We start from the raw sequence: 24464 nt of genomic DNA on the forward strand, positions 1-24464 counted from the left end.
GATATACCCCTGATAAATACAGGAGTAATACAAAAGCATTTGGTTTAAGTGAACGATATGACATTCATGTAGCACTAATAGCCTTATTTGTTTGAAATATAGACAAACTTGGCAGAGATAATGACGAAGCTTAATAAATCTTAAAAGATGATGTATTAAATAAAATACAGAGGAATAATGAGCTATATTTATCTGGCATTTGCCATCATTTTTGAGATTTGTGGGACCACCTGCATGAAAATATCAGAAGGCCTGACAAAGCCACTGCCATCCATACTCATATTTGTATTCTATGGAATCAGTTTCATATCATTTACAATTGCCCTGAAAAAAATAGATGTTAGCATAGCCTATGCAATCTGGGCAGGAATTGGAGTTGCTATGATATCACTTATAGGCCATTTTGGATTTGGGGAACCGATGCCACCCGTCAGAATCGGATTTCTGGCTCTCATAGCAATTGGAGTGATTGGACTTCACCTTAGTAGCAATTTGAATTGAAATGTTTCAGGAACTCCTTATCAGTTCTTTCCTAAATATACCGTACCCATCAAATCCCCTCTGCATCAGGACAAGTAGACCAAGTAGCACATTTACCATCGTTGTCACAAAGATAGCGATCATAATGGCTATCTGGTATTCTATAGCAACCAGCGGACTCGCACCGGCTAGTATCTGTCCTGTCATCATTCCCGGGATAAATACAATACCTATGGTAGCCATGTTCGCTAAAGTTGGTTTCAATGCAACCCCTAAACTTTTACGCAGGTATGGGACAAGTGCCTCTGTCTTTTCAGCACCCATCGATAAGCGGAAAAGGTAACGGTTCTCATTTCTCTGGATATCACTGCAAAAATTCTCCATTCCTATGATATTGGCCCTCAGAGAATTACCAAGTACCATGCCTCCAATGGGTATGAAATACCTTGCATCAAAAACGTTGTTCAGGTCTATTATGAACCTGTTGAAATATAGCAACATAGCATAATTAGTAACTGCCATAAAAAGCAAAAGCATAGGAAGCAGTTTACCTGCCTTCAGCTCTGCATTCTTCAGTACTGTATGTGATGCCACAAAGATCATTACAAGTACCCATGCAATATTCAGCAGTGCAATGTTCTGATCGAACACAAAAGTAAGGAAAACGCCTACAAAAAGAAGCTGAAGAACCATGCGAAAGGCACTTTCAATAATCGAGGATATTAATTTCATACCCAGATAATAGCTTATAATAATCGGGATCAACAGAAGAAGGAATGAAAAAAGCATACCTTCCAGACTGATATCGTAACTTTCCATCAGTTCACCTTGCCTGAAAAATCAATGACCTTCGTAGCTTTGTCTTCCCATTCCCTATCGTGAGAGATAGAAAGTACTGTCCACTGAGGGTTGTCAAAGAACATTTCTACAACCTTCTGTTTCAATGTAACATCAAGTTCAGCCGTGACCTCATCCAGCAGGAAGATATCCTTTCCTGACAATAATGCCAGCATAAGACATATTCGCTGTTTTTCACCACCTGAAAGCTTCATGTATTCCTTGTTCAGTATCCTTGGAGATAAGAATAGATCTGACATTATTCTTTCAAGTTGTTCTTTTCCATAGGCATCCTTGTTTGCCTTGAATGAAAATACCTCATCAACAAGATCACTTACTTTTCCTTCCGCTATATCCGTATCCTGGAGTACATAAGCAACTTTTTTTCTGATATCCCATATGTTATCACTATCAACCTTTACTTTATCCAGAAATATTTCACCTAAATGATGTTTTCCAAACCCCATTATCATTCTGAAAAGTGTTGATTTGCCGATTCCAGATTTACCTTTGATGAGTATTTTATCTCCTTTTACAACTGAGAGATTAAAATCTGAAAGGATTGTTTTTCCATCAAAACTAACAGAAAGGTTTTGAATATCCAGTAGTTCCATTATGATATACTCCAGTTATACAGATATGTTCATTTACCTAATTGGCACAAGCTGTATGCGGATATAAACTCCCAATATAAAATATTGGGTTCTATTTACATAATGTAGCTCAAATATATATAGAGCTATTACTTAGTAATCGGTGGGTTGGTCTGACATATACTTACAACTCTGCCCCCGATTAGAAACCAACCCAAACTCTCTTTTGCAGAACGAATCACTGACCTTTATTTCTTGCTTAAACTCTTTAAATGAAAAAATACATAAGATAAAACATGAGCAAGAATTCACTTACAGAAAACCAGAAAGCTCCTGATTTTTGTCTCCCTGACCAGAATGAAAACAATGTTTGTCTTAAGGATTTTGAAGGGAAATGGATTGTTCTTTATTTTTATCCGAAAGATAATACTTCAGGATGTACAAAGGAAGCACAGGATTTTACAGCCCTGAAAGATGATTTTGAATCTGAAAATGCGATAATCCTCGGAGTCAGTAAAGATAGTATAAAATCCCATATAAAATTCATTGAGAAAAAGGAACTTGGAATTACACTCCTTTCTGATGAAGATACATCAATTCACCAGAAGTATGATGTATGGAGAATGAAAAAGAATTACGGCAAGGAGTATCTGGGAACCGTGAGAAGCACTTTTCTCATTGACCCGGAAGGTAATATTGCAAAAATCTGGGACAACGTGAGAGTAAAAGAGCATGCTGAGAAGGTGTTTGGGGTTTTGAGAGAGATTCAAAACTAAATATTATTTCATAATCTACGTCCGGCTTAAAGAAGCTGTTGTTTTACAACTTATCATCATTGTTGAAAGTTCCTGAGTAACAGCCATTTATCTCATACACAAATTATTGTTCAATCGTGCTGATGTTTCAAGAAAAACAAATTGAAAAAAGATAATTAGAATAATAGGTTTATATTGGCAACACATGCTTTATTTTTGAAAATATAATGAGATAACCCAATATTAGCATAAAAAGCGATATATACCATGCCCATCTGAGAATTCTACCTAGGTTCTCAGGTTGCATCATTTTTAGAAAAAAACGATCGACCACATTTGGTCGATCTTCTGGAACATCATTCATAAAAAAGGATTATCAAAGGATTATCCTTTGATCCTCTTGAGTCTGAAGGTGTTTTCCCTCTCCATCTCTTCGAGACGGAGCCTAATGAAGACCATTGCTTCCTGAAGTTCAGGTATGACCTTGAACTCGAGAGCATTGACACGCCTTTTAGTCTTCTCGATATCATCAAGAAGCTTTTTCATGGTTGTCTCTATCTCTGCTGCAAGGATAATCTTTTCTACAAGATTCTCATAAGCATCTGCTGCCTCATCGGTGTATGAACTGGTACCAAGAATACCATAACCTCTTTCGTTTATGGACTTCTTAACACTGGATGATTCGATCTTTGGAACGACTACACCCATGATGTTACGGCTTTCCAGCTCAATCTCAGGCTTGCTCTTAAGTGCAAAAGCTGTGGATTTGACGGTAATTGTACCGTCAACAGCATTTGCAATACCGATCTTACGGGAAGCTTCTTCATAGGCGGCATCCAGCTCAGATCTGACATCCTTAGCCTTGCTGAGAATCTCAAAGAACTCAAGGATAAGACCGTCTCTCTTCATCTTAAGCAGCTTGTGACCACTCTGTGAGAGCTTAATCTTTTTCTTGATCTCAATAAGTTCTGATCGAGTTGGTTTTACATCTTTCACGCCCATGTTGGATCACCTTTCAGTTAGTTGCTCTTGTGAGCAGGGTGGTACTTCTCGATATACTTGTTATCGATCCTGGTAAGCAGAGCCACAGGAAGCTCAGAGAGAATGTCCCAGCCAACCTGAAGAGTATCTTCAATTGACCTGTCTTCATCTCTTCCCTGACGTACGAATCTGTCTTCGAACAGGTCAGCGAATTCAAGAATCTTCTGGTCCCTTTCGGACAGTGCTTCCTTACCTACAATAGCTACAAGACCTCTGAGGTCACGACCTTCTGCATATCCTGCATACATCTGGTCAGATACTGCCTTGTGGTCGTCTCTGGTCTTTCCTTCACCGATACCTGAGTTCATCAGACGTGACAGTGATGGGAGTACATTGATTGGTGGGTAGATACCTTTCATGTGAAGTTCCCTGGAAACTACGATCTGACCTTCTGTGATATATCCTGACAGGTCAGGAATCGGGTGAGTGATATCGTCACCAGGCATGGTGAGGATTGAGAACTGAGTAACTGAACCCTTCAATCCCTTGATAACACCTGCACGCTCGTAGAGTGATGCAAGGTCAGTGTACATGTAACCGGGATAACCACGTCTACCTGGTACTTCTTCACGGGCTGCACCCATCTGACGGAGTGCTTCACAGTAGTTTGTGATGTCAGTAAGGATAACAAGTACGTGCATATCGTGTTCGTATGCAAGGTACTCTGCAGCTGTAAGAGCCATCCTTGGTGTGATGATACGTTCTACAGCAGGGTCGTCTGCAAGGTTCAGGAAAACCACAGCTCTTTCAAGAGCACCAGTCTTCTCGAAGTCCTCCATGAAGTACTGAGCTTCTTCGTTTGTGATACCCATTGCAGCAAATACTACTGCGAAAGGTTCATCGGAACCTGGAACTTTTGCCTGACGTGCAATCTGAAGTGCAATCTCATTGTGTGGAAGACCTGATCCTGAGAAGATAGGAAGCTTCTGTCCACGAACGAGGGTGTTTGTTCCATCAATTGTAGAGATACCTGTCTGGATAAAGTCCTCTGGTGGCATCCTTGAATACGGGTTCATTGATGCACCGTTTACATCTACTCTGTCTTCTGGAACAATACGTGGTCCGCCATCGAGTGGTTCACCTGCACCGGATAAGATACGTCCGAGCATGTCCTTTGATACAGGGAGCTTAATTGTCTCACCGGAGAACACTACACCAGACTCTTCGTTGAGTCCGCCTGTACCTTCGAATACCTGAACTGCTACAACGTCAGCGGAAGTATCAAGAACCTGACCTCTCTTTGTTGTACCGTCTGGAAGGTTGATGTGAACAAGTTCACCGTAACCTACTGGTTCGGTCTTCTCGAGGAAGATCAGTGGTCCAGCGATTTCTGTGATTGTCTTATATTCCTTGGTCATCTTAATTGCCTCCAAGTGCTGCAAATTCCTTGTCCATCTTTTCCATAACAACATTCAGTGCGGAATCAAATTCTTCTTCGTACTTGACCTTTGCAAGTTCATCTTTGGATTCTACTGAAAGGATATCTTTCATAGGGATACCAGATTCCAGTGCTGCCTGTGCCATGTCACTGTACTTGGAGATTGCTTTGAGTAATTTGTACTGCTTATCGAATGGACAGTATGTATCAACAGGGTGGAATGCGTTCTGCTGAAGGAAGTATTCCCTGAGCATGCGGCAGATCTCAAGAACCAACTGCTGGTCTTCCGGAAGTGCATCGGAACCAACGAGCTGTACAATTTCCTGAAGTTCGGATTCCTGCTGGAGAAGATCCATTGCATTGTCCCTGAGTGGTACCCAGTCTGGTGCAACGTTTTCTGAGAACCAGTCGGAAAGACCCTGAGTGTACAGACTGTAACTTGTAAGCCAGTCAATGGATGGGAAGTGCCTCCTCTGTGCAAGTTTTGCATCCAGCGCCCAGAACACTTTTACGATACGGAGAGTGTTCTGTGTAACAGGCTCTGAGAAGTCACCACCAGGTGGTGATACTGCACCAATAACTGTAATTGAACCTTCTTCTGCTGCAAGTGACTTTACTGCACCTGCACGCTCATAGAACTCTGAGAGCCTTGCAGAAAGGTATGCTGGATAACCTTCTTCACCAGGCATTTCTTCAAGCCTTGAGGAAATTTCTCTCATTGCTTCTGCCCATCTGGATGAAGAGTCAGCCATGAGTGATACATCGTAACCCATGTCACGGTAATATTCTGCAATTGTGATACCTGTGTAAACAGATGCTTCACGAGCAGCTACAGGCATGTTGGATGTGTTTGCAATAAGAACTGTACGTTCCATGAGTGGACGACCGGTCTTTGGGTCCTGGAGTTCCGGGAACTCGTTCAGTACATCAGCCATCTCGTTTCCACGTTCTCCACATCCGATATATACTACAATATCAGTGTCACTCCACTTTGCAAGCTGCTGCTGTGTAACAGTCTTTCCTGAACCGAATGGACCAGGGATAGCTGCTGTACCGCCCTTTGCAACAGGGAAGAGACCATCAAGAATTCTCTGACCTGTAATAAGAGGTCTTTTTGGAATGAACTTCTTCTCTACTGGACGTGGCATTCTTACAGGCCACTTCTGCATCATGGAAATTTCAGTACCGTCTGCGAGCACACAGATTGTTTCGTCTACCTTGAACTTTCCGGACTTTATTTCTTCAACCGTACCGGAAACTGTTGGTGGCACCATGATCTTGTGCTCAACGTTCATTGTTTCCTGTACAACACCAATTGTCTGACCACCGGTTACAGAGTCGCCACTTGATACTGTTGGCTTGAACTCCCATAATTTTTCACGGTCAAGACCATTGGCAGTCACACCTCTATTAATGAAGTCTCCCATCTTTTCCTGGAGAACTTTCAGAGGTCTCTGAATACCATCATAAATACTTTCTAATAAACCTGGACCGAGTTCTACAGAGAGAGACATACCAGTGTTCACTACAGGCTCACCTGGCTTGATACCAGATGTATCCTCATATACCTGAACAGTAGCTTTGTCACCTTCAATTCTGATAACTTCGCCCATAAGACCTTCGTGACCAACATGTACCACATCGTACATCTTTGGCTTGATACCCATAATCGTAACGACAGGTCCGGCCACACGATAAATTTCACCTTTCATTTCCACAGATCTACACCTACCGATTGCTTTATTTTTTCCCTTAAGTTCGAACTTTCACCACTACCACCGAGAGTCACAACAGTTGGCTCAACAGAATCGCTGATAGTGTATCTCAACATCTCCGGTAGTTCATTCAGATCATCACCGTGCATTATCAGAATGCCGACTTCTCGATCCTCAAGTATTTTCTCTACAGTAGGCTCAAGTTCGCCATTATTAACTTCAAATATCTTTTTGACACCAGCAAGCCTGAAACCCGTTACAAACTCGCTATTGCCGACCACTGCTAATTCCATCAGATCACCAACTGTTCCTTGATTACATCATCTTCCAGGTTGGCAGCTTTTCCGCGAATAATAATCCGCAAGTTGCTTATCTCGTTCTGCTTACTTAGCATGTAGTCCATGATTGGTACAATTGAATTCGGATAAACATGTGAGAAGCTTGCTGCAGATTTAAGCCTGTGATTTTTCAGTCTGGTCTCGACATCAACCAATGAAGTCATATCAGGTTTTACAATATCTGAAATTACATCCCAGTAAGGATTACTTTCCAGCTCAGATACAAAATCTGCAAAGGAAAGAGGCAACAATTTCCCAGTTTCTTTAAGGTTGCACCTTAATCCACCATCAATCATCAAATCCATTGCTTCAGGATCAGTTATTCCTGACTTCTTCAAACGGAAGAGAGTAATAAGGTTTTTCAGATCAATACCCATCCTGGTGAATTCCTCAAACAGCTTGCGATCTTTAGACTTTGATCCGCCGACTGCGTCAAACAGACCTGTATAGTACATTTTATCAAGCTTGTTCTCAATCTCAGAAAGATTTGTACCATCATAATTCTCTAATATCGGGTAATATTCCGTGTTTGCAAGCTCAGAGATGACATCCTCATAAGTTGCTTTTGCTGCAAGCTCTGAAAGAGAAGAATAATTCAGTCTTCCTCCTGCAACAATTGCATCAAGAATCTCTTCTGTAGATGCATTACAATATTTACCACGCAGAATGGTCTTTATATTCCAGATATCATACTTTTTGAGTTTTTCACCGATAAGGAAATTCACATCTCCCTCAGAAATATAAAGTAATTTCGTGAAGGTTTCTGCGAGATTTCTGTTAAGGGCATGCTCAATAAGATCCACGCCTTCATACTGCCTTGCCAGTTGATCGATATCCTCTTTATACTCAGATTCTTCAATGAATCTGGTAATTTCATCAATGCTCATGTTCATGAGCCTAGGATAGGTCTCCTTTGGCAGAAGCTTACTTTTCATTGCACGTACACGTGCTATGGTATATGCATAATTCGCATGACCCTTTGACAGGGACTTTTTGGAATTACCACGCTTAAATTTCTGCAACAGCTGCATTTAGAAATCACCCGAATAAGATATCAGATGTCTGTTTCAAGAACTGCTCATTCACGCTTTTAAGGATAACATCATAGGTATAATCCAATCTGATAGTACCATCTTCATTCTCGATAACAACGCCACCGAGACAATCGATGTTACCTGCGTATTCGAGAGAAGATAACTTCTTGACAAGCTCCTCGGATTCAGTGTTAGAATAAATCTTACTACCGTTTGCCTCATTTTCTGCAATGAGTTCCTTGAGAAGTTCTTCATTTTTCTCTGGAGAAAAACCAGAGATGGTTTCTACAGCCTGGACATATACTTTATCGAGTATTTCCTTGCGTGCATTGAGCAATGTGCGCTTCACTTCAAGATTTGCACTGGATATATCTTGCTGCCTTATCTTTTTAATATCATCTTCTGCTTTTGCAAGACGCTCGCCCATAATCCTTTTAGCATTCTGTTTTGCTTCATCCAGAATCAAGGCTACTTCTGCATCTGCTTCAGAATCCATGTTGGAAACTTCTGCCTGTGCAGCATCCATGATATCTTTAACAACAGTTTCTAGTCCCATGCTCAACACCTTTGGAAAATTTAAGAGCGAAAAACACGCCCTTAAATTAGCTGATCAACAATGCAACTACCAGACCAAAAATTACAATTGTTTCTGGGATTACAGTCAGGATAAGACCCTTACCGAAAAGACTCTCGTTCTCTGCCATTGCTCCTACTGCTGCACTACCAATGTCTCTTTCTGCGATTGCAGATGCAAGTCCTGTAAGTCCTACTGCGAGTCCTGCACCAATTGCTTTTAATCCTTCGTTGCCCATTAAGGCTACTGTTTCTGTTGCCATTTTCTTATTCCTCCGTGTATTTTTTAATATATCCGAATGGATCGTATTTGCGTCCCCCTCCTTCGTAGAATTTTCCGAAGAATTCTACATACTGCAACCTGAGTGCGTGTAAACCGGGGGCCATAATACTCAGAGCAGTATTTAATCCGTGTCCACCTAAGAACACGATAATTGCGAATATTGTTGTTGCACCTATTGGAGTTCCTGGTTCCCATATCATCTCGAAAGCGATAAGGTTCACAGTTGATGCAATATAGATGGATGATAATCCTACAGCTATAATACGAGTGTAAGACAGTGAGTTACTGAGAAGTGACGGCAACTCGACAGGTCCTTTGATACCTTCTCCCTTCAAGAGCATGATCACACCTATTACGAACACAACAACACCTACCATTGCAATTGCAGAAGAGGAGAGTGCTGCATATCCGAGAATAGCCAATAGAAGTCCAATCTCAATTACAAACCAGCTGCCTTTTTCAAAAATAGCTGCTGACATTCCATGTTTCTTGTTCTCATTAATGAAACCAAGCAGGTAACCGATGTTGATATGAATAAAGCCTATAAGTGCGGTGGCAATAATCAAAGTCATCACAAGGTGAGTCCTGTGAACAGGGAAAGTAATCATTTCATCCCCGACGGGAGATGCAAAAAGTTCAATAGTCTCGAATCCAGGAATTAATCCAGATACCGATTCATGTTCTGTGTGAAGACTTGCAAGTGAGAAACCCAGGAATTCACCATATAACAAACCAAATATCAGAGTAGATACCTGGCAGCATATAAGGATATTCATGAGTGGCTTAACTGCATCAGAAGAAACAATCTTCTTAATAGCTACTGCCATTGCAAGCAATATTAATGCATAACCGATATCCCCAAGAATCATTCCATAGAATAGAGGGAAAGAAATGAACAGCAATGCGGTTGGGTCTAGTTCTTTGTATACCGGCCTTGCATAAAGATCCAGGATTTCCTGGAACGGAGCAGTTACATTAGAGTTGTTATACTCAATAGGAACTATCTTTTCATCTGCCTTTGTCATCTCCTGCATGGAGACGAATGCACGACCATTTGTTGCTTCCTTGACGACACGTTCAAGTTCAGCAAAGTCATTGGCAGGAACCCATCCATCGATTATGAAAGTACTATCAGAAGTTGCAATCTTAAGAGGAGCCTCTGATTTCTGCGCCTCTATTGAAAGAACCTCATTGCTGGCCATTATAAAGTCAGCATATTTATCCTTAAGAGAGTCCATTTCTGCATCTATAGATGCTATCTTTTTCACCAGATCTGCTTCCTTGGATTCGCAGGTAGAAAGCAGGCTAGATGGAACACCTGATCCGCTAGGGATACGACTCTCCCTGAAACCAGATTTTGCAAGCAGGTCAGCAACCTCTCCTGACTTTTCAGCGGTTACGAACAAGACCAATGTACCTTCTTTAGCATCATAGAATGACTCATATGAAGAAGTAATCTTTGAAATAGAAGATTCCACATCTTCTTTAATAGCACCTGCAAAAACAGAGAGATGCTCATAACCACTATAATAGTCCAGATCAATAGGAATATTTGCAAATGGAAGTAATTCTTTTTTAAGAGAATCAAGTTCTTTGAGCTCGGCTTCAAGATTGCTTTTCTGTCCAGCCTTGACATCAAGTTCAGCATCAAGCTCTTCAAGAGTAGTATCCAGAGAAGAAAGAAGTGCTTTCTTGTCTTGCTTCTTAGCTGCAGCATCTTTGATACCGAGCATATTTGCAATGGATCTTATCTTGATAAGTTTCTTGGAAACTTCATCTACATTCTCAAAAGGTCTGCCAATACGGAGACCGGAATCATCTTCATTGTAATCTTCGATCTGGAACAGATTTGCTTTGTGCAGAGCGTCGACGGTATCTTCAAAAATATTTTTATGACCGACAATCACAGCACGGTTCATCTGCTTTAGATCAAGCATGTATTGCCCTCTCGAATTCGTTTATAAGTAACTCGACAGCTTCATCGATCTTGGGAGTAGCAGCGGACGCTATACCTTTAGCTTCACTCTCTCCACCTTCGATGATCTTTGCTTTATCTGAAGCGATTGACTCTTCTGCAGATTTCATTGCACTTTGTGCAGATTTTTGTGCATCAAGCTCGGCCTGTTTTATGATTTCCCTGGCCTCGGCACGTGCACTGGCGATACGGTCATTTTTCTTTTTCTTACCGTCGTCAACCATTTTGCGTGCATTGTCTTCTGCCTCTTTGATTTCCGACAAGATTTTTTCTTTGGCCATGCTAATCCTCATGTGATGAATTGCTTATTATCCCGAATAAATCAACATCTCCTATTGCTAGCTCACATATAAAGTATTCGGTTTTCCGGGTACCAGCGAGCCAAAAATAGTAATGATTTATCATTATAGTACCACAGATTATTCTAATATATTACAATTAAATATCGCCATCGTATGGCGATTATTAATGATTATCCCAAATAATGAATTTTTTCAATCAATGCATAGATTTATCTAGCATAACCGGAAGCGGTATTCCTTCTGGAATAGTATGGATATATTTGCTCCTGAATTCCGGGTTGCGCATCATACAGTATTCTGCAGAACAATTATATGCTTCATGTTTACCCATTCTTTCCCATATGGTAGCAAGACTTTCCTCACGAATATTCCCGAATGACAGAGGAGTATAAGCACAGGGCAAAACATCTCCCCCTGCAGTTGCATGCATCCACCTTCTGCCGGCAAAACAACCAAACTCATCAGGACCCATAAAATTCGGGAATGAAGTTACCCTTGGACCATCCTCTTTCTTATTCATTGATTTCTGGAATTTTCCAAGCCTGTCAACATCCTTAGAGCTTATTACCTCATCCTCATGATCCAGCCAGCGTCCTACAGCTATGATCTCGTAAATTGACATTTCCTGCATACCCATGTCAGCTGCAAAATTATAGAAACCATCAAGGTCATCGATATTATGAGGTGAAACAACCACAAAAAGATCTGCAAGAACACCTGCATTGACAAAATGCCTTATACCATTAAGAGTGTTCTGGAAAGCTCCTTCAGTACCTCTCACACGATCATGTTCAGCCTCATCAGGACTGTCAAGGCTCAGATGTGCAGCAAAAAGCCCGGCTGCCTTTAGATCCCTGGCCCTTTGTTCAGTTAAACTGAACCCGGAAGTGAAACATGAAACAACAGCACGAGTCTTATCCACTTTTGCCACCATTTGCTCAAAGTCCTTCCTGAGCAAAGTTTCCCCGCCATCAAAAGCTATGTAATAAGAACCAAGATCAATAGCCTGTTGTATAGCACTATTAACCTCATCAAATGTAACAATAGGATCTGCAACGGTACCGGCTGCACCGCAATGTATGCAATTATAAGGACAATGCGTAGTAATACCTATAGAGAACTGATCAGGCACCCTTTTCTTTAAAATAGAAGCCACCTGTGCACTGATCATCCTATTAAAAATATCACCGGGCATCGGAGGGGCCCATGTGGAGAAGATAATATTATCCTCGTCAGAATAGATGGGTTTTTCCTCAAGAAATATCTTGTTGATACGTTTAATAATAGGTTTTGCAACAGGAGATAGCGGACCTTCTGTATCAAGGACCACACGTCCGTTTTCAATGCTGGCATTTACTTTAATTACTGATTTATCATAAACCCTCATGAAGTCACCTGGTAATTGAATAAAATTAAAGGATATCAGCAGGAAGCATATCCACTGTAATAAGGTCAGTTATTAACTCCAGTTTATCCCTTGCATCAGAAGAAGGAAAAGAAGCAAGGATGTCTTTTGCATTCTTAACACAGATACGAACCTGCTCTACAGTCATCTCCACAGCCTTATCACGGCCCATGGATCTTTCATATATTAGAGGTAACGTAACTGACTCATAAGTAGAACTCTTATCTTCAAGCTCATTAAGATACTCAAGCAGATCATCAACTATCTGATAGGCATTACCTACGTTTTCACCAAAAGACCTTAGTTTTTTGGCAGTCTCAGCATCTGCATTTGCAACATATGCACCAATAGCAGCACTGGCAGCGAAAAGAGAACCGGTCTTTTTGCTAATGCACTCAAAGTAGTTCTTATCCTGGAACTCATCATCAACACTTGAAATATCGATGGTTTCACCTTCAGCCATATACATCCCGGCACGACCGAATTCATTTACTGCATTGTTACCGTAACCTGAAATTAGAGAGATTGCTTTAGAGATCAGGAAGTCACCACAAAGTATCGCTGCAGGTATTCCATATTTTTTGTGTGCCGACTCGACACCACGACGTACAAGACCTCCGTCAAGTACATCATCATGAATAAGAGATGCGGAATGAATAAATTCAATTGCAAGTGCAGCTTTAACACCTTCTGTTGAATTTCCCCCACACATCTCAGTACATAATATAAGCATAACAGGACGAATATTCTTTCCACCGGAACTGCATATATGCAGAAGCATCTTTTTCATCTGGGAACTATCATCCATAGACCGGACCATATCATCCTTGGCCATCTTGATTAGTTGATATTCATCCAGATCTTCTATTTGTATCATAACCACGCCTGCTTACTCCGAGTATTTAGAAGGACAGCTCATTACTATCTGACTTGCTTCAACCATAGTAGAGGAAAGCATTTTTCCACTTATACTAACACTTTGCCCTTCAACAAGGTTGGCCGGAAGCGAGCCTGTATACTCCACATTAATTTCATAAGAAGGTTCTTCAAGATCCTGAAGTGCAAAAGAAGTGCCATCTGTAGATATATCAAGAGTTCCGTTCTTGATCATACCCATTGTATTGACATCATGCCCTACGAACTTCTCAGAATTCTGAGAAATTTCAGATACCATATAATAGCCCTGTGAAAGGTCAACGTTCCAGAGACCTACAAAAGCAACAACTGTAATAAATACAACTGCAACTATCGTTTTTTGTGTTTTATCCATAGGAAGTACCTCTACAATGGTCATTTACCAGAATCACTTTTCTATCCTGCTAAATTGACGCATCAGCTTTCTACGTGAACTTATAATGTATGCAAGGTATAGCATCAACGTAATCCACGTAATTGCAAATGCAATCTCTAACGCGCCTATAAAGAATCACCTCTATATCAGCCTATTTGTCCGTCATTGGCATTAAGACGAACCCTTCGATCAACAATCAAGCACGAATGAACCAATATATGCATAAGTGGTCCGGCCTGATAATCAAGTATTAATATGGGTGTGCAGTAGTATAGTTCCATCCTATAAAAAGGTAATATAAGTATACGAACAAAAATTTTTATGATCAATTATGGTAAAACCTCCAAGACTCATCGCCTGGGAAACAACAGCAGGATGCAACCTTTCATGCAAACATTGCAGAGGCTCATCAACCGAAAAAAAACCCGAGGGCGAACTTACAACTGAAGAAGCACTCCATTTCGTAGATGAAATAAAGGAAATGGGAAACCCAATACTCATACTTAGTGGCGGAGAGCCACTGGTAAGAGATGACATTTTTGAAATAGCAAAGTATGCCACAGAAAAAGGCCTGCGTGTTGCCATGGCAACAAACGGAACTTTAGTCACACCTGAAATGGCAGATAAAATAAAAAGTGTAGGCATACAGAGAGTGAGCATAAGCCTTGATGGTTCAAGCTCCAAAACCCACGATGACTTCCGTTGCGTGCCGGGGGCATTTGATGGTGCAACAACAGGAATTGAGAATCTTAAAAGTGCAGGCGTAGGATTCCAGATCAATTCAACAATTACAAAACGCACCATTGATGAAATTCCGGAAATACTGGAAAAGGCAAAGGAACTTAGTGCAGATGCACTTCACATTTTTCTGCTTGTACCAACAGGCAGAGGCAAGGAACTTGAAAATGAAGAGATTCCGCCTGTGGAATATGAAAGAATACTCAACTGGTTCTATGACAGGCAGAAGGATGCAGGCATACAGCTCAAAGCAACCTGTGCACCTCATTATTTCAGAATAATGCGTCAGCGTGCGGAAAAAGAAGGCATCGAGATCAGTGTCAAGACACACGGCTACGAAGCAATGACCAAAGGATGTCTCGGAGGAACTGGATTTTGCTTCGTATCAAGCACAGGAGATGTATTCCCTTGCGGATATCTTCCCGCACTTGCAGGAAACATAAAAGAGCAGAGTTTCAAGGACATCTGGGAGAACTCCAAAGTATTCAACGACCTGCGTGATGTTTCCAAACTCAAGGGTAAATGCGGAAGATGCGAATATAATACAGTATGCGGAGGCTGCCGTGCCCGAGCTTATGCTGCTACAGGCGACTACCTGGAAGAAGAGCCGTACTGTATATATGTACCTAAAAAACAGTGATTTGAATGATATTTCTTGATGATACCGATAAAAAGATACTCAATACTATCCAGTTTGGTTTTCCTCTGGAAACTGAGCCTTACGAAAAACTGGGAGAAGAACTGGGCATCAGTGAAGATGAAGTTATTGAAAGACTTGAAAGGTTACATGATGAAGGCGCTGTCAGGAAAATAGGCCCCATAATTAACCGCAGAGGTGTTGGTGGCACCAGCACACTGGTCGCTGTAAGTGTTCCTGAAGAAAAGGTTGACGAAGTAGCAGGATACATCAACGAATATCACGAAGTATCCCACAACTACCACAGACCAGAGAAATTCAATGTGTGGTTCACAATTTCTGCAGCTAACAGAGAAAGAATCGACACTATATTAGAAGAACTCCGGGAAAAGACAGGACTGGAGTTTATCGACCTGCCAACGAAAAAACTGTTCAAAATAGGAGTCAGGTTCAACATTAAATAAAAGGTGAGAACATGGATGACATGGATGAAAAAATAATAAAAATGACACAGAACGGCATCCTGCTTAAAAGATCACCTTTTGCAGATATTGCCAGTGAACTTGGGATCAGCGAACAGGAAATTGTTGACCGCCTCAAAAAGATGCAGGAAGAAGAGGTTATTCGCAGATTCGGCGCATCAATCGGACACAGGGATATCGGAATTGTTGCAAATGCAATGTGTGTCTGGAATGTACCTGATGAGAGTACAGAAGAAATTGGCACAATAATGGCTGGCTTTTCCGAGGTCACGCACTGCTATGAAAGACCACGGGTTCCCGGATGGGATTATAACCTGTTTGCAATGGTCCACTCATACACAAAGGAAGACTGCGAGAAAATTGCAGCAAAAATCTCAGAGGCAACTGGAATTAAAGATTATAAACTTCTTTATAGTGACAGGGAATTCAAGAAAACTGGAGTTAGGTTGTAATCGTAATCTTTAACTAAGTTACCGGAAAAAGCAGAAGGCAATCATTTCCGGAGATAGAGAGATGAAAGACAAGAACCACTTCCTGCCACTGCTGATTGATATGAGCGACAAGAAAGTCGTGATATTCGGAAGTGGATCTGTTGGGGAAAGAAAAGCTAACCTGTTCTCAGAGTACGCAAAAGTTACGGTAGTCAGCCGGAGCTTTTACGATGTTTTTTATGATCTTGAAGAAAAATACGGAATTCAGCTCATCAAAGCAGATGCAGGAAAGCTTACTGATGAAGAGATAGACGAGATCATTAGAGATGCTTTCCTTGTAATACCTGCTACCAATGACAGAAGCATAAATGAAAGAATTGTTAATCTGTCCAAATCCTTTGGGATACTGACAAACGAAGTAGATGCCATTGGTGATGTCACCGTTCCTGCTGTAATCAAACGCGAAGGACTGACGATCAGCATATCCACTACCGGCTCAAGTCCTGCTTTTTCAAGATTTACACGTCAGCAAGTGGAGAAGATCATTACTCCCGAATTTGCCGACATGATCAAAATACAGGATGAGATGAGAACTTACCTAAAAGACGAAGTCCCTGACCAGAGAGACAGAAAAGAAATATTGTGGAACATTCTTGAGAGTGAGCAAGTGTGGAAAGGGCTTAAAGAATCGTATGAAAAAGGGTTTAATACAGCACAGGATATAGTAAGGAAGAAAATAAGCGAGAAAGTCAGATGAACATATACCATAGACAGCGCTATTTGAATTATTATAAAATACGAGGTAACCATGACTGAAATAACCAGTATGGTGATAACCCATTCCAAAGCAACCGTGGAAGAGATAGAGGAAGCATGGGAAGGGGACATAGAAAAAATGCTCAAGGACCTTCATTCCATTGATCACGTTTGCGAGTGTGTTGTACTCAAAACCTGCAACCGCGTGGAAATATATGTTGTTTCACCAAAGGGCAGTACTGTTCTGTTCCAGTTTGCCAAGAAAATGGGACTTTCTTCTAATATAATAGACTTTTTTGAACATGAAGAATCCATCATGCATCTTCTCAGGCTTGCATGTGGTCTTGAATCTATGATAATTGGCGAGGACCAGATCCTTGGCCAGATCAAAGACTTGTACCTTATTGCAAAAAAGACGGGCACTACCGGAAAAATGCTTGACACAGCATTCGGCAAGGCCATCCAGGTAGGAAAACGTGTAAGAACGGAGACTGAAATCAACCGCGGTGCTCTTTCAATTGCATCAGCATCAGTAGACCTTGCAGAAGACACTGTTGGTGATCTCAAGAACAAGATGGTACTTGTCATTGGTACAGGAGAGATGGGAACACTTGTCACCCGTGCGCTTTCCCACAGGGAAATCGAACTGATGTACATTGCCAACCGTACATATGAAACTGCAAAGAACCTTGCCGACGAAATGGGAGGTCATGCAGTACACTTTGACCAGATAGATGAGAATCTCAGAAGAGCGGATGTTGTGATCAGTGCAACCGGTGCACCGCACTATGTCCTGAAGTACGAGCAGATCGAAAAAGCAATGAGCTTTAGAGAAAAAGAACTTCTTTTAATCGATATCGCAAACCCAAGGGATATTGATCCTTCAATCGATAAAATTCCCCATGTGACTCTCTATAATATAGATAACCTGAGAGTTATAAATGAAAAGAATCTGGAACTGAGAATGGAAGAGGCTAAAAAAGCCCAGTCCATAATCGGAGAGGAATTCGACCTTCTTATTAAACAATACAAAAGACAAAGAGCAGACACACTTGTGTCTGAGCTGTATGCGCAGTCATACAAACTCCGTGTGAATGAAAAAGATAAAGCTATCACAAAACTAAGTGCTTATCACACAATTGGAGATACTGAGAAACAGATAATAGAAGATCTGACACATTCTATTATCAATAAAATGCTGGCAGAACCTACAAAAATGATCAGGTATGCAGCAGAAATAGGTAACGACGAACTGCTGGAGTCTGTTGCCAGAGTATTTATCGCTAATAGATCAAATATTAAAGAAAAAAATGAGCTGGTAAAATGTTCCCCGAGCGCAGAATGAGAAGGCTGAGAAGCGGCAAAATAAAAGATCTGGTACGTGAAACTTCACTGTCTGTTAATGACCTGGTATACCCTATATTCGCCAATGAGACAATAGATTCTCCGCAGGAGGTCGCATCAATGCCTGGCATCAACAATCTGCCAGTTGAAATGGTTGCCGATGAAGCAAAGGAAGCTGCTGACCTAGGCATACCAGCCATAATGCTTTTTGGCATCCCGGAAAAAAAGGATGAACAGGGTAGCTCTGCATGGGGAGATGATGATGTTGTACAGCAGGCAGTACGCGAGATCAAGAATGAGCTCGGAAAGGATATGCTTGTAATTACCGATGTATGCCTGTGTGAATATACCAGCCATGGACATTGCGGAATGGTTAATTTTGACACCGAAGAAATCATGAACGACCCAACACTTCCACTTTTGGGAAAGACCGCTGTCAGCCATGTGAAAGCAGGAGCTGATATGGTTGCACCTTCAGGAATGATGGATGGCATGATATCTGCAATTCGCAGTGCACTTGATAATAACAATTACCACAATACGCCAATTATGTCCTATGCTGTAAAATATTCCTCAGCATTTTACGGACCCTTCAGGGATGCAGCAGGTTCAGGATGTTGTTTTGGAGACAGGTCCACACACCAGATGGACCCTGCAAACTCCGATGAGGCACTCATGGAAGCAGCACTTGATATTGAGGAAGGTGCAGATATCATAATGGTCAAACCGGCACTTCCATATCTCGACATTATATATCGCCTCAAGACAGAATTTGAAATGCCAACGGCTGCATACAATGTCAGCGGTGAATACTCAATGCTTAAAGCAGCAGCACAAAATGGCTGGCTTGATGAGAAACAGGTAATGTACGAGTCACTGATATCCATCAAACGTGCAGGTGCTGATATGATAATTACCTATTTTGCCAAGGAAATGGCACAGATGTTAAAATGATTACAGGGTGTTTTTATGTCATTAGATAAGTCCAGAGATCTATACAATAAAGCAAGGACATTTCTCCCGGGAGGAGTAAGCAGTCCGGTAAGAGCTATCAAACCATACCCATTCTACACTGAATCTGCAAGTGGTTCTAAAATAAAGGACATTGATGGAAATGAATACATCGACTACTGTCTTGCATACGGACCAAATATTCTGGGACATGCAAACCCAACTATCAAGCAGGCAATAATTGACCAGCTTGAAAAGGGATGGCTTTATGGCACACCAACTGACCTTGAAGTAAATCTTGCTGAAAAGATCGTTTCACTTTACCCGAGTATCGATATGCTCAGGTTCGTTTCAACAGGGACTGAAGCAACCATGAGTGCCCTTCGTGCAGCAAGGGGATTCACAGGCAAGAACAAGTTTGTTAAGATCGAAGGCGGATTCCACGGTGCACACGATGCGGTACTTGTCAAAGCAGGTTCAGGTGCAACAACCCTTGGAAAACCGGATTCACTGGGAATTCCAGAAGACTTCACAAAGAACACACTCCAGGTCCCATTCAATGATATAGAAGCTCTCACACAGGTAATTGAAAAGAACCAGGATGATATGGCAGCAGTTATATTAGAGCCTGTAATGGGCAACATTGGTCCTGTACTTCCAGAAGGAGATTTCCTGATGGATGTGCGTAAGGTTACTGAAGAAAACGATGTAGTACTCATCTTTGACGAGGTCATCACGGGTTTCAGACTTGCAATGGGAGGAGCACAGGAATATTTCGGCGTTACACCTGATATGACAACACTGGGCAAGATTGTCGGTGGAGGAATGCCAATTGGTGTTTTCGGAGGAAAGAAGGAGATCATCGAAATGATAGCACCTTCCGGAAGTGTCTACCAGGCAGGAACCTTCAGCGGAAGCCCGGCTTCAGTTGCAGCAGGACTTGCAGTGCTTGATGTGCTTGAAAAGGAAGAGGTTCATAAGAAACTCAATGCAACCGGCGACATGATGAGAAGCAGGTTGTCTGAGATAGTTGCAGACCTTAATCTTGATTATAACGTAGTTGGAATTGCCTCCATGTTCAAGATATTCTTCGGAGACAAGCCACATAACTATCAGGATGTCCTCAAATGCGATAAGGAAGGATACCTGAAGTTCTTCTTCAAGATGCTTGACAGTGGTGTTTTCCTGCCCCCATCACAATTTGAGACTAACTTTATCTCAACTGCACACAGTGGAGAGGACATTGAAAAGACACTCGCTGCATACGAAGCAAACCTTAAATGAATGGTGAATTCACATGATAATAGGAACCCGTGGAAGTGCATTGGCCATTGCACAGACAGAGACAATAGAACGCCTCCTTTCTGAAATTGGAGTCAGCACAACCCGGAAGATAATAAAAACATCCGGTGACACGTTCACAGACAGACCTCTCCATGAAGTTGCAGGAGTTGGAGCGTTTGTCAGAGAACTGGATGACAGGATGGTTGATGGTGAAATTGACATATCAGTTCACTCCATGAAGGACCTCCCAACAATCCGACCTGAAGAACTTGCTACATCCGCGGTGCTAAAGCGTGATTCACCATACGATGTACTTCTTACAACCGACGGATCAAGGATAGATGAGCTGCCTGAAGGAGCAGTCCTTGGTACATCATCAATGCGCAGAAGAGCTCAGATTCTAAGATACAGGCCTGACCTTCATGTCCAGGACCTTAGAGGTAATATCAACACCAGAATCAGGAAACTCGAAGAGGGACTTTATGATGGAATTCTTCTTGCCGAAGCAGGCCTTCAAAGAATGGGCTGGGAAATGGATGTAGAGCGTCTTGACCCACAGTTCTTCTGCCCTTCAGCAAACCAGGGAACTATAGCTGTGGTCACACCTGCAGGAAGTGAGGCAGAGGAAGCAACATCCAATCTGGACCACCAGCAGACCAGAATTGAAACTGAGATAGAGCGTATAGTAATCACTGATGTGGAAGGTGGCTGTACTGCACCTATTGGTTCCTTTGCCCAATTTATCAACGAGGATGAGATCAGCATCTGTTGCGAAGTCCTGGCACTTGACGGCACGGAACATGTCCGTATCGAAGAAGTGATCCAGGCTGAGACTTATCAGGAACATGCAAGAATGATAGCAAAAGAACTTGTACAGATGGGGGGCAAGGAACTTGTACAAAGAGCAGTCTGCCAGTTGAGTGCAGGAACAGCCGAAGAGGTGCAGGGACAATATGATTAAAGTTACCGGAATCAAACTTGAAAATCCAACGATACTGGCAGCTGGAATAATGGGTACTACCGGAGCATCCCTTGCCCGCGTGGCAAAGGGAGGAGCCGGAGCAGTAATTACAAAATCCATTGGACCGGAACCAAAGGAAGGTCACAAGAATCCAAGCATGATAAACCTTGGATACGGATTTTTAAATGCCATGGGTTTACCAAATCCATCATATCCGGATTTTAAGAACGAACTCGCAATTGCAAAGAAAGAATCCGGCACCCCGGTGATTGCAAGCATATTTGGTGGAACTGAAGAAGAGTTTGTTGAAGTTGCTCAGGGTCTTCTAAAGTCAAAGCCTGATGCATTTGAACTTAATGTTAGCTGCCCACATGCACTTGGATATGGTGCATCTGTTGGAAGCAACCCGGATGCTGTTGAAAGTATCACAGCTGCTGTAAAAGATGCAGTAGACATACCTGTATGGGTGAAACTAACACCTAATGTCACAGATATAGTATCAATTGGAGATGCTGCCCAGAGAGGAGGAGCTGATGCAGTTGTTGCTATCAATACTGTAAAAGGTATGGCAATAGATATAGAGAGTGGATATCCGATCCTTGGGAACAGATTTGGCGGACTTTCAGGAAAAGCAGTGAAACCTGTTGCAGTCAAATGTGTGTATGATCTTTACACTGCCCTTGAAATACCTGTAATTGGTGTAGGGGGCGTTTACACCTGGCAGGATGCCATAGAAATGATGATGGCAGGAGCCACTGCGGTCCAGATAGGTTCTGCAGTTCATGAAGGATTAGAGGTTTTCAGCTCGATTGCAACCGGAATTGAGATTTTTATTGCTGAAAAAGGATACAAGAGTATAACAGATGTCATTGGACTTGCACACGAGAGGATATAATGTACCCCACTAATGTCAAAATTACTAAGATCATCAAGGAAACTCCATCCACAAGAACTTTTGTTTTTGACAGATTCTTTGATGAAGCCGTGCCAGGACAATTTGTAATGGTATGGATACATGGAGTTGACGAAATTCCCATGGGATTATCAAGCAAGAATTCCATCACTGTGCAAAAAGTAGGAGATGCAACTGAGAAGTTATTCAATCTCAATGAAGGAGATTCACTTGGAATCAGAGGACCTTTTGGAAAAGGCTTTACACTTCCAGGCAAACATGAGAAGATACTACTCATTGCAGGCGGAGTTGGTACTGTACCAATAATAGCTCTGGCAAATCATGCGGCTTCAGAAGATGTATGCATAACTACCATCCTTGGAGCCAGAAATGCCGATGAACTGCTCTTTGTAGATAAATTCGCATCATGTGGTGAACTTCATATAACAACAGATGATGGTTCTGCACACAGGTGTGGTTTTGTAACAGACGTGCTTGCTGAGAGTGACATTTCATCCTTTGATAGAATATACACTTGTGGTCCTGAAATGATGATGAAATGTATCTTCGGAATGCTTGAAAAGGAAGATGCACTTGAAAAGACAGAGTTCAGTCTTCACAGGTATTTCAAATGCGGAATTGGCGTATGTGGTGCCTGCTGCATGGATAAGAAAGGCTTGAGAGTCTGCAAGGATGGACCTGTGTTCAACGGTTTAGAACTTGTTGATTCCGAACTTGGCAAATACATGCGCGGCCCAAGCGGCAACAAGAAGGATTTTTAAAATCCTTTTTTGCTTTTTTATTATATATTTCAAAACTGTATCGTTGCAGTTTAGCTTTGACTTTTGATTAAACTACTTCCTAAATTGAAAGAAATAATGATGATAAGTATCATTACATCGAGTATTTTTTCATAAAGTATATATGCACCTAACATATAGAGATGCATTATCAAAAATAATTTTGCATAAATCTTGGTGGTATGATATGAAAATAAACAATTTGAAAATATAGCTTTGCTGCTCATTGCTGCAATAATGATGTTGGGAACAGCATCCGCAGCATCAACAAGTTTTACAGAGGGCAATGCCAGTTTAGACATATGGACATATGGAAACCATGATTCCATACAAAGCGGATTCGAATCCTATTTTAGTAGTTCCATACATGATGTTGATAATGCTATACTTGGTGCCAATGACTATTGGACCAACATAGATGGGAGGCTTGCTGTTATTGATAGAGGGGATTACATGCTTATTAGCACTGAATATCCCACAAGCGAATTCTCTATCGTTTTTGCCAGTGACAGAAATGACGGATTGGTAAAAGTATATGTTGACGGAGATTTAATCGAAGAATACAATACATGGGCAAATGTGGATCTAACCCAGCCACTGGAATATCAGGTAATCAAAACCCTAAAAATTACTGGCCTAGAATATGAAAACCATAACATTAAAATAGTTGCTTCAGGCACCAACGGTGACCCTAACGATGTAACAATTTACAGATACGGATATAACTGTCCTGATACCCAGGTTCCAGAATTCCCCACTATTGCACTCCCGGTCGCTGCAATTATAGGAATTGCATTCATCTTCCAGAAGAGAAATGAAGAGTAAAACCAGTCAGATATTACTTAACAAAATGAATGAAGCTTTGTGGCTTCATTTTCTTTTTTAATTTAAAAAACAGCTTTATTTAGAATATTCCTGCACCATGATCTTTGTGGCCATGCCCATACCCAGTGCATAGTCACAGCCGTTAATGGATACAATAAGAGAACCATTAACACCTTTTTTTACTTTAAGCAGAGTATTCTCAATAAAGCCCATTGATCTGAGACGATTAATGAGACATTTACCTGCATTAATAGAAATAATCTTACTATCCTTACCTTCAGGCATCATAGCAAGCGGTATTATTGGAGCCATTTTTTACCTCATTTGTTTTTTAGAAATTGATTGAGGAATACGATTTAAGAT

At 41.5% G+C, this 24464-nt stretch carries 29 protein-coding genes; 13 read left to right on the forward strand and 16 right to left on the reverse strand.

The features are described from left to right. Window positions 1-177: 177 nt before the first annotated feature. Window positions 178-501 (forward strand): DMT family transporter, encoded by a 324-nt coding sequence (locus tag FKV42_RS06605; RefSeq protein ID WP_154809433.1) that lies wholly within the window; start codon window positions 178-180, stop codon window positions 499-501. Window positions 502-507: 6 nt separating this feature from the next. Here FKV42_RS06605 and FKV42_RS06610 read toward each other — a convergent pair whose 3' ends face one another. Both FKV42_RS06610 and FKV42_RS06615 read right to left on the reverse strand, forming a co-directional pair. Then, window positions 508-1299: an ABC transporter permease gene (locus FKV42_RS06610; protein WP_154809434.1), complete on the reverse strand. Its 792-nt coding sequence runs from the start codon at window positions 1297-1299 to the stop codon at window positions 508-510. After that, complete coding sequence (locus tag FKV42_RS06615; protein WP_154809435.1) at window positions 1299-1931, reverse strand: ABC transporter ATP-binding protein; 633 nt, start codon at window positions 1929-1931, stop codon at window positions 1299-1301. Before FKV42_RS06615 ends, FKV42_RS06610 begins: the two co-directional genes overlap by 1 nt. 275 nt (window positions 1932-2206) lie before the next feature. Between FKV42_RS06615 and bcp the strand changes: the two genes are divergently transcribed. Continuing rightward, window positions 2207-2686, forward strand: a complete 480-nt coding sequence (gene bcp / locus FKV42_RS06620) for a thioredoxin-dependent thiol peroxidase (protein ID WP_154809436.1) — start codon at window positions 2207-2209, stop codon at window positions 2684-2686. Between the two features lie 363 nt (window positions 2687-3049). On the opposite strand, the gene FKV42_RS06625 is transcribed toward bcp, so the two are convergent. From FKV42_RS06625 to FKV42_RS14350, 13 genes are all read right to left on the reverse strand, one after another. Beyond that, window positions 3050-3667 carry a V-type ATP synthase subunit D gene (locus FKV42_RS06625; protein WP_154809437.1) on the reverse strand — a complete coding sequence of 206 codons (618 nt, stop codon included), beginning with the start codon at window positions 3665-3667 and terminating at the stop codon, window positions 3050-3052. Between the two features lie 17 nt (window positions 3668-3684). Next, a complete protein-coding gene (locus tag FKV42_RS06630; protein WP_154809438.1) occupies window positions 3685-5064 on the reverse strand; it encodes an ATP synthase subunit B in 1380 nt (459 codons plus the stop codon). A 1-nt stretch (window position 5065) separates the two neighbouring features. Further along, window positions 5066-6802, reverse strand: a complete 1737-nt coding sequence (locus FKV42_RS06635; RefSeq protein ID WP_154809439.1) for an ATP synthase subunit A — start codon at window positions 6800-6802, stop codon at window positions 5066-5068. Next, window positions 6793-7092: a V-type ATP synthase subunit F gene (locus FKV42_RS06640; protein ID WP_154809440.1), complete on the reverse strand. Its 300-nt coding sequence runs from the start codon at window positions 7090-7092 to the stop codon at window positions 6793-6795. The genes FKV42_RS06635 and FKV42_RS06640 overlap by 10 nt, the downstream gene beginning before the upstream one ends. Continuing rightward, window positions 7092-8168, reverse strand: coding sequence for a V-type ATP synthase subunit C (locus tag FKV42_RS06645; RefSeq protein WP_154809441.1), 1077 nt, complete (start codon window positions 8166-8168; stop codon window positions 7092-7094). The genes FKV42_RS06640 and FKV42_RS06645 overlap by 1 nt, the downstream gene beginning before the upstream one ends. A gap of 7 nt (window positions 8169-8175) precedes the next feature. Beyond that, complete coding sequence (locus FKV42_RS06650; protein WP_154809442.1) at window positions 8176-8727, reverse strand: V-type ATP synthase subunit E; 552 nt, start codon at window positions 8725-8727, stop codon at window positions 8176-8178. Window positions 8728-8773: 46 nt separating this feature from the next. Next, the gene (locus tag FKV42_RS06655) at window positions 8774-9007 is read right to left on the reverse strand and encodes a V-type ATP synthase subunit K (RefSeq protein ID WP_230375518.1); all 234 of its coding nucleotides are present in this window, start codon (window positions 9005-9007) and stop codon (window positions 8774-8776) included. A 4-nt stretch (window positions 9008-9011) separates the two neighbouring features. Continuing rightward, a complete protein-coding gene (locus tag FKV42_RS06660) occupies window positions 9012-10964 on the reverse strand; it encodes a V-type ATP synthase subunit I (protein ID WP_154809443.1) in 1953 nt (650 codons plus the stop codon). Continuing rightward, the gene (ahaH, locus tag FKV42_RS06665) at window positions 10957-11265 is read right to left on the reverse strand and encodes an ATP synthase archaeal subunit H (protein WP_394348049.1); all 309 of its coding nucleotides are present in this window, start codon (window positions 11263-11265) and stop codon (window positions 10957-10959) included. The genes FKV42_RS06660 and ahaH overlap by 8 nt, the downstream gene beginning before the upstream one ends. 235 nt (window positions 11266-11500) lie before the next feature. Next, on the reverse strand, window positions 11501-12691 hold the full coding sequence (locus tag FKV42_RS06670) for a radical SAM/SPASM domain-containing protein (protein WP_154809445.1): 1191 nt from the start codon (window positions 12689-12691) through the stop codon (window positions 11501-11503). 25 nt (window positions 12692-12716) lie between these two features. After that, window positions 12717-13586 carry a polyprenyl synthetase family protein gene (locus FKV42_RS06675; protein ID WP_154809446.1) on the reverse strand — a complete coding sequence of 290 codons (870 nt, stop codon included), beginning with the start codon at window positions 13584-13586 and terminating at the stop codon, window positions 12717-12719. Window positions 13587-13598: 12 nt separating this feature from the next. After that, window positions 13599-14003: a cytochrome c maturation protein CcmE domain-containing protein gene (locus FKV42_RS06680; RefSeq protein ID WP_230375520.1), complete on the reverse strand. Its 405-nt coding sequence runs from the start codon at window positions 14001-14003 to the stop codon at window positions 13599-13601. Between the two features lie 9 nt (window positions 14004-14012). Next, window positions 14013-14129 carry a CcmD family protein gene (locus FKV42_RS14350; RefSeq protein WP_154809495.1) on the reverse strand — a complete coding sequence of 39 codons (117 nt, stop codon included), beginning with the start codon at window positions 14127-14129 and terminating at the stop codon, window positions 14013-14015. A gap of 202 nt (window positions 14130-14331) precedes the next feature. Here FKV42_RS14350 and ahbD point away from each other — a divergent pair, with 202 nt between their 5' ends. The 11 genes from ahbD (at window position 14332) to FKV42_RS14105 (ending at window position 24101) form a co-directional block, all read left to right on the forward strand. Next, a complete protein-coding gene (ahbD, locus tag FKV42_RS06690; RefSeq protein WP_154809448.1) occupies window positions 14332-15378 on the forward strand; it encodes a heme b synthase in 1047 nt (348 codons plus the stop codon). A gap of 5 nt (window positions 15379-15383) precedes the next feature. Continuing rightward, window positions 15384-15839, forward strand: coding sequence for a siroheme decarboxylase subunit alpha (gene ahbA / locus FKV42_RS06695; protein ID WP_154809449.1), 456 nt, complete (start codon window positions 15384-15386; stop codon window positions 15837-15839). Window positions 15840-15850: 11 nt separating this feature from the next. Beyond that, window positions 15851-16309: a siroheme decarboxylase subunit beta gene (ahbB, locus tag FKV42_RS06700; protein WP_154809450.1), complete on the forward strand. Its 459-nt coding sequence runs from the start codon at window positions 15851-15853 to the stop codon at window positions 16307-16309. Between the two features lie 61 nt (window positions 16310-16370). Further along, complete coding sequence (locus FKV42_RS06705; protein ID WP_154809451.1) at window positions 16371-17045, forward strand: precorrin-2 dehydrogenase/sirohydrochlorin ferrochelatase family protein; 675 nt, start codon at window positions 16371-16373, stop codon at window positions 17043-17045. A gap of 51 nt (window positions 17046-17096) precedes the next feature. Then, window positions 17097-18389 carry a glutamyl-tRNA reductase gene (hemA, locus tag FKV42_RS06710; protein ID WP_154809452.1) on the forward strand — a complete coding sequence of 431 codons (1293 nt, stop codon included), beginning with the start codon at window positions 17097-17099 and terminating at the stop codon, window positions 18387-18389. Beyond that, on the forward strand, window positions 18368-19342 hold the full coding sequence (gene hemB / locus FKV42_RS06715) for a porphobilinogen synthase (protein ID WP_154809453.1): 975 nt from the start codon (window positions 18368-18370) through the stop codon (window positions 19340-19342). The genes hemA and hemB overlap by 22 nt, the downstream gene beginning before the upstream one ends. A gap of 15 nt (window positions 19343-19357) precedes the next feature. After that, window positions 19358-20623 (forward strand): glutamate-1-semialdehyde 2,1-aminomutase, encoded by a 1266-nt coding sequence (hemL, locus tag FKV42_RS06720; protein ID WP_154809454.1) that lies wholly within the window; start codon window positions 19358-19360, stop codon window positions 20621-20623. Between the two features lie 13 nt (window positions 20624-20636). After that, window positions 20637-21584, forward strand: a complete 948-nt coding sequence (gene hemC / locus FKV42_RS06725; protein ID WP_154809455.1) for a hydroxymethylbilane synthase — start codon at window positions 20637-20639, stop codon at window positions 21582-21584. Beyond that, a complete protein-coding gene (locus FKV42_RS06730; RefSeq protein ID WP_154809456.1) occupies window positions 21577-22479 on the forward strand; it encodes a dihydroorotate dehydrogenase in 903 nt (300 codons plus the stop codon). Before hemC ends, FKV42_RS06730 begins: the two co-directional genes overlap by 8 nt. Further along, window positions 22479-23258 (forward strand): dihydroorotate dehydrogenase electron transfer subunit, encoded by a 780-nt coding sequence (locus FKV42_RS06735; RefSeq protein WP_154809457.1) that lies wholly within the window; start codon window positions 22479-22481, stop codon window positions 23256-23258. The genes FKV42_RS06730 and FKV42_RS06735 overlap by 1 nt, the downstream gene beginning before the upstream one ends. Before the next feature lie 234 nt (window positions 23259-23492). Further along, window positions 23493-24101: a PEF-CTERM sorting domain-containing protein gene (locus FKV42_RS14105; RefSeq protein ID WP_230375522.1), complete on the forward strand. Its 609-nt coding sequence runs from the start codon at window positions 23493-23495 to the stop codon at window positions 24099-24101. A 75-nt stretch (window positions 24102-24176) separates the two neighbouring features. Here FKV42_RS14105 and FKV42_RS06745 read toward each other — a convergent pair whose 3' ends face one another. Further along, a complete protein-coding gene (locus tag FKV42_RS06745) occupies window positions 24177-24413 on the reverse strand; it encodes a FeoA family protein (RefSeq protein WP_154809458.1) in 237 nt (78 codons plus the stop codon). Window positions 24414-24464 lie beyond the last annotated feature (51 nt).

It is taken from the genome of Methanolobus vulcani (assembly GCF_006546655.1).
Lineage (GTDB): Archaea > Halobacteriota > Methanosarcinia > Methanosarcinales > Methanosarcinaceae > Methanolobus > Methanolobus vulcani_A.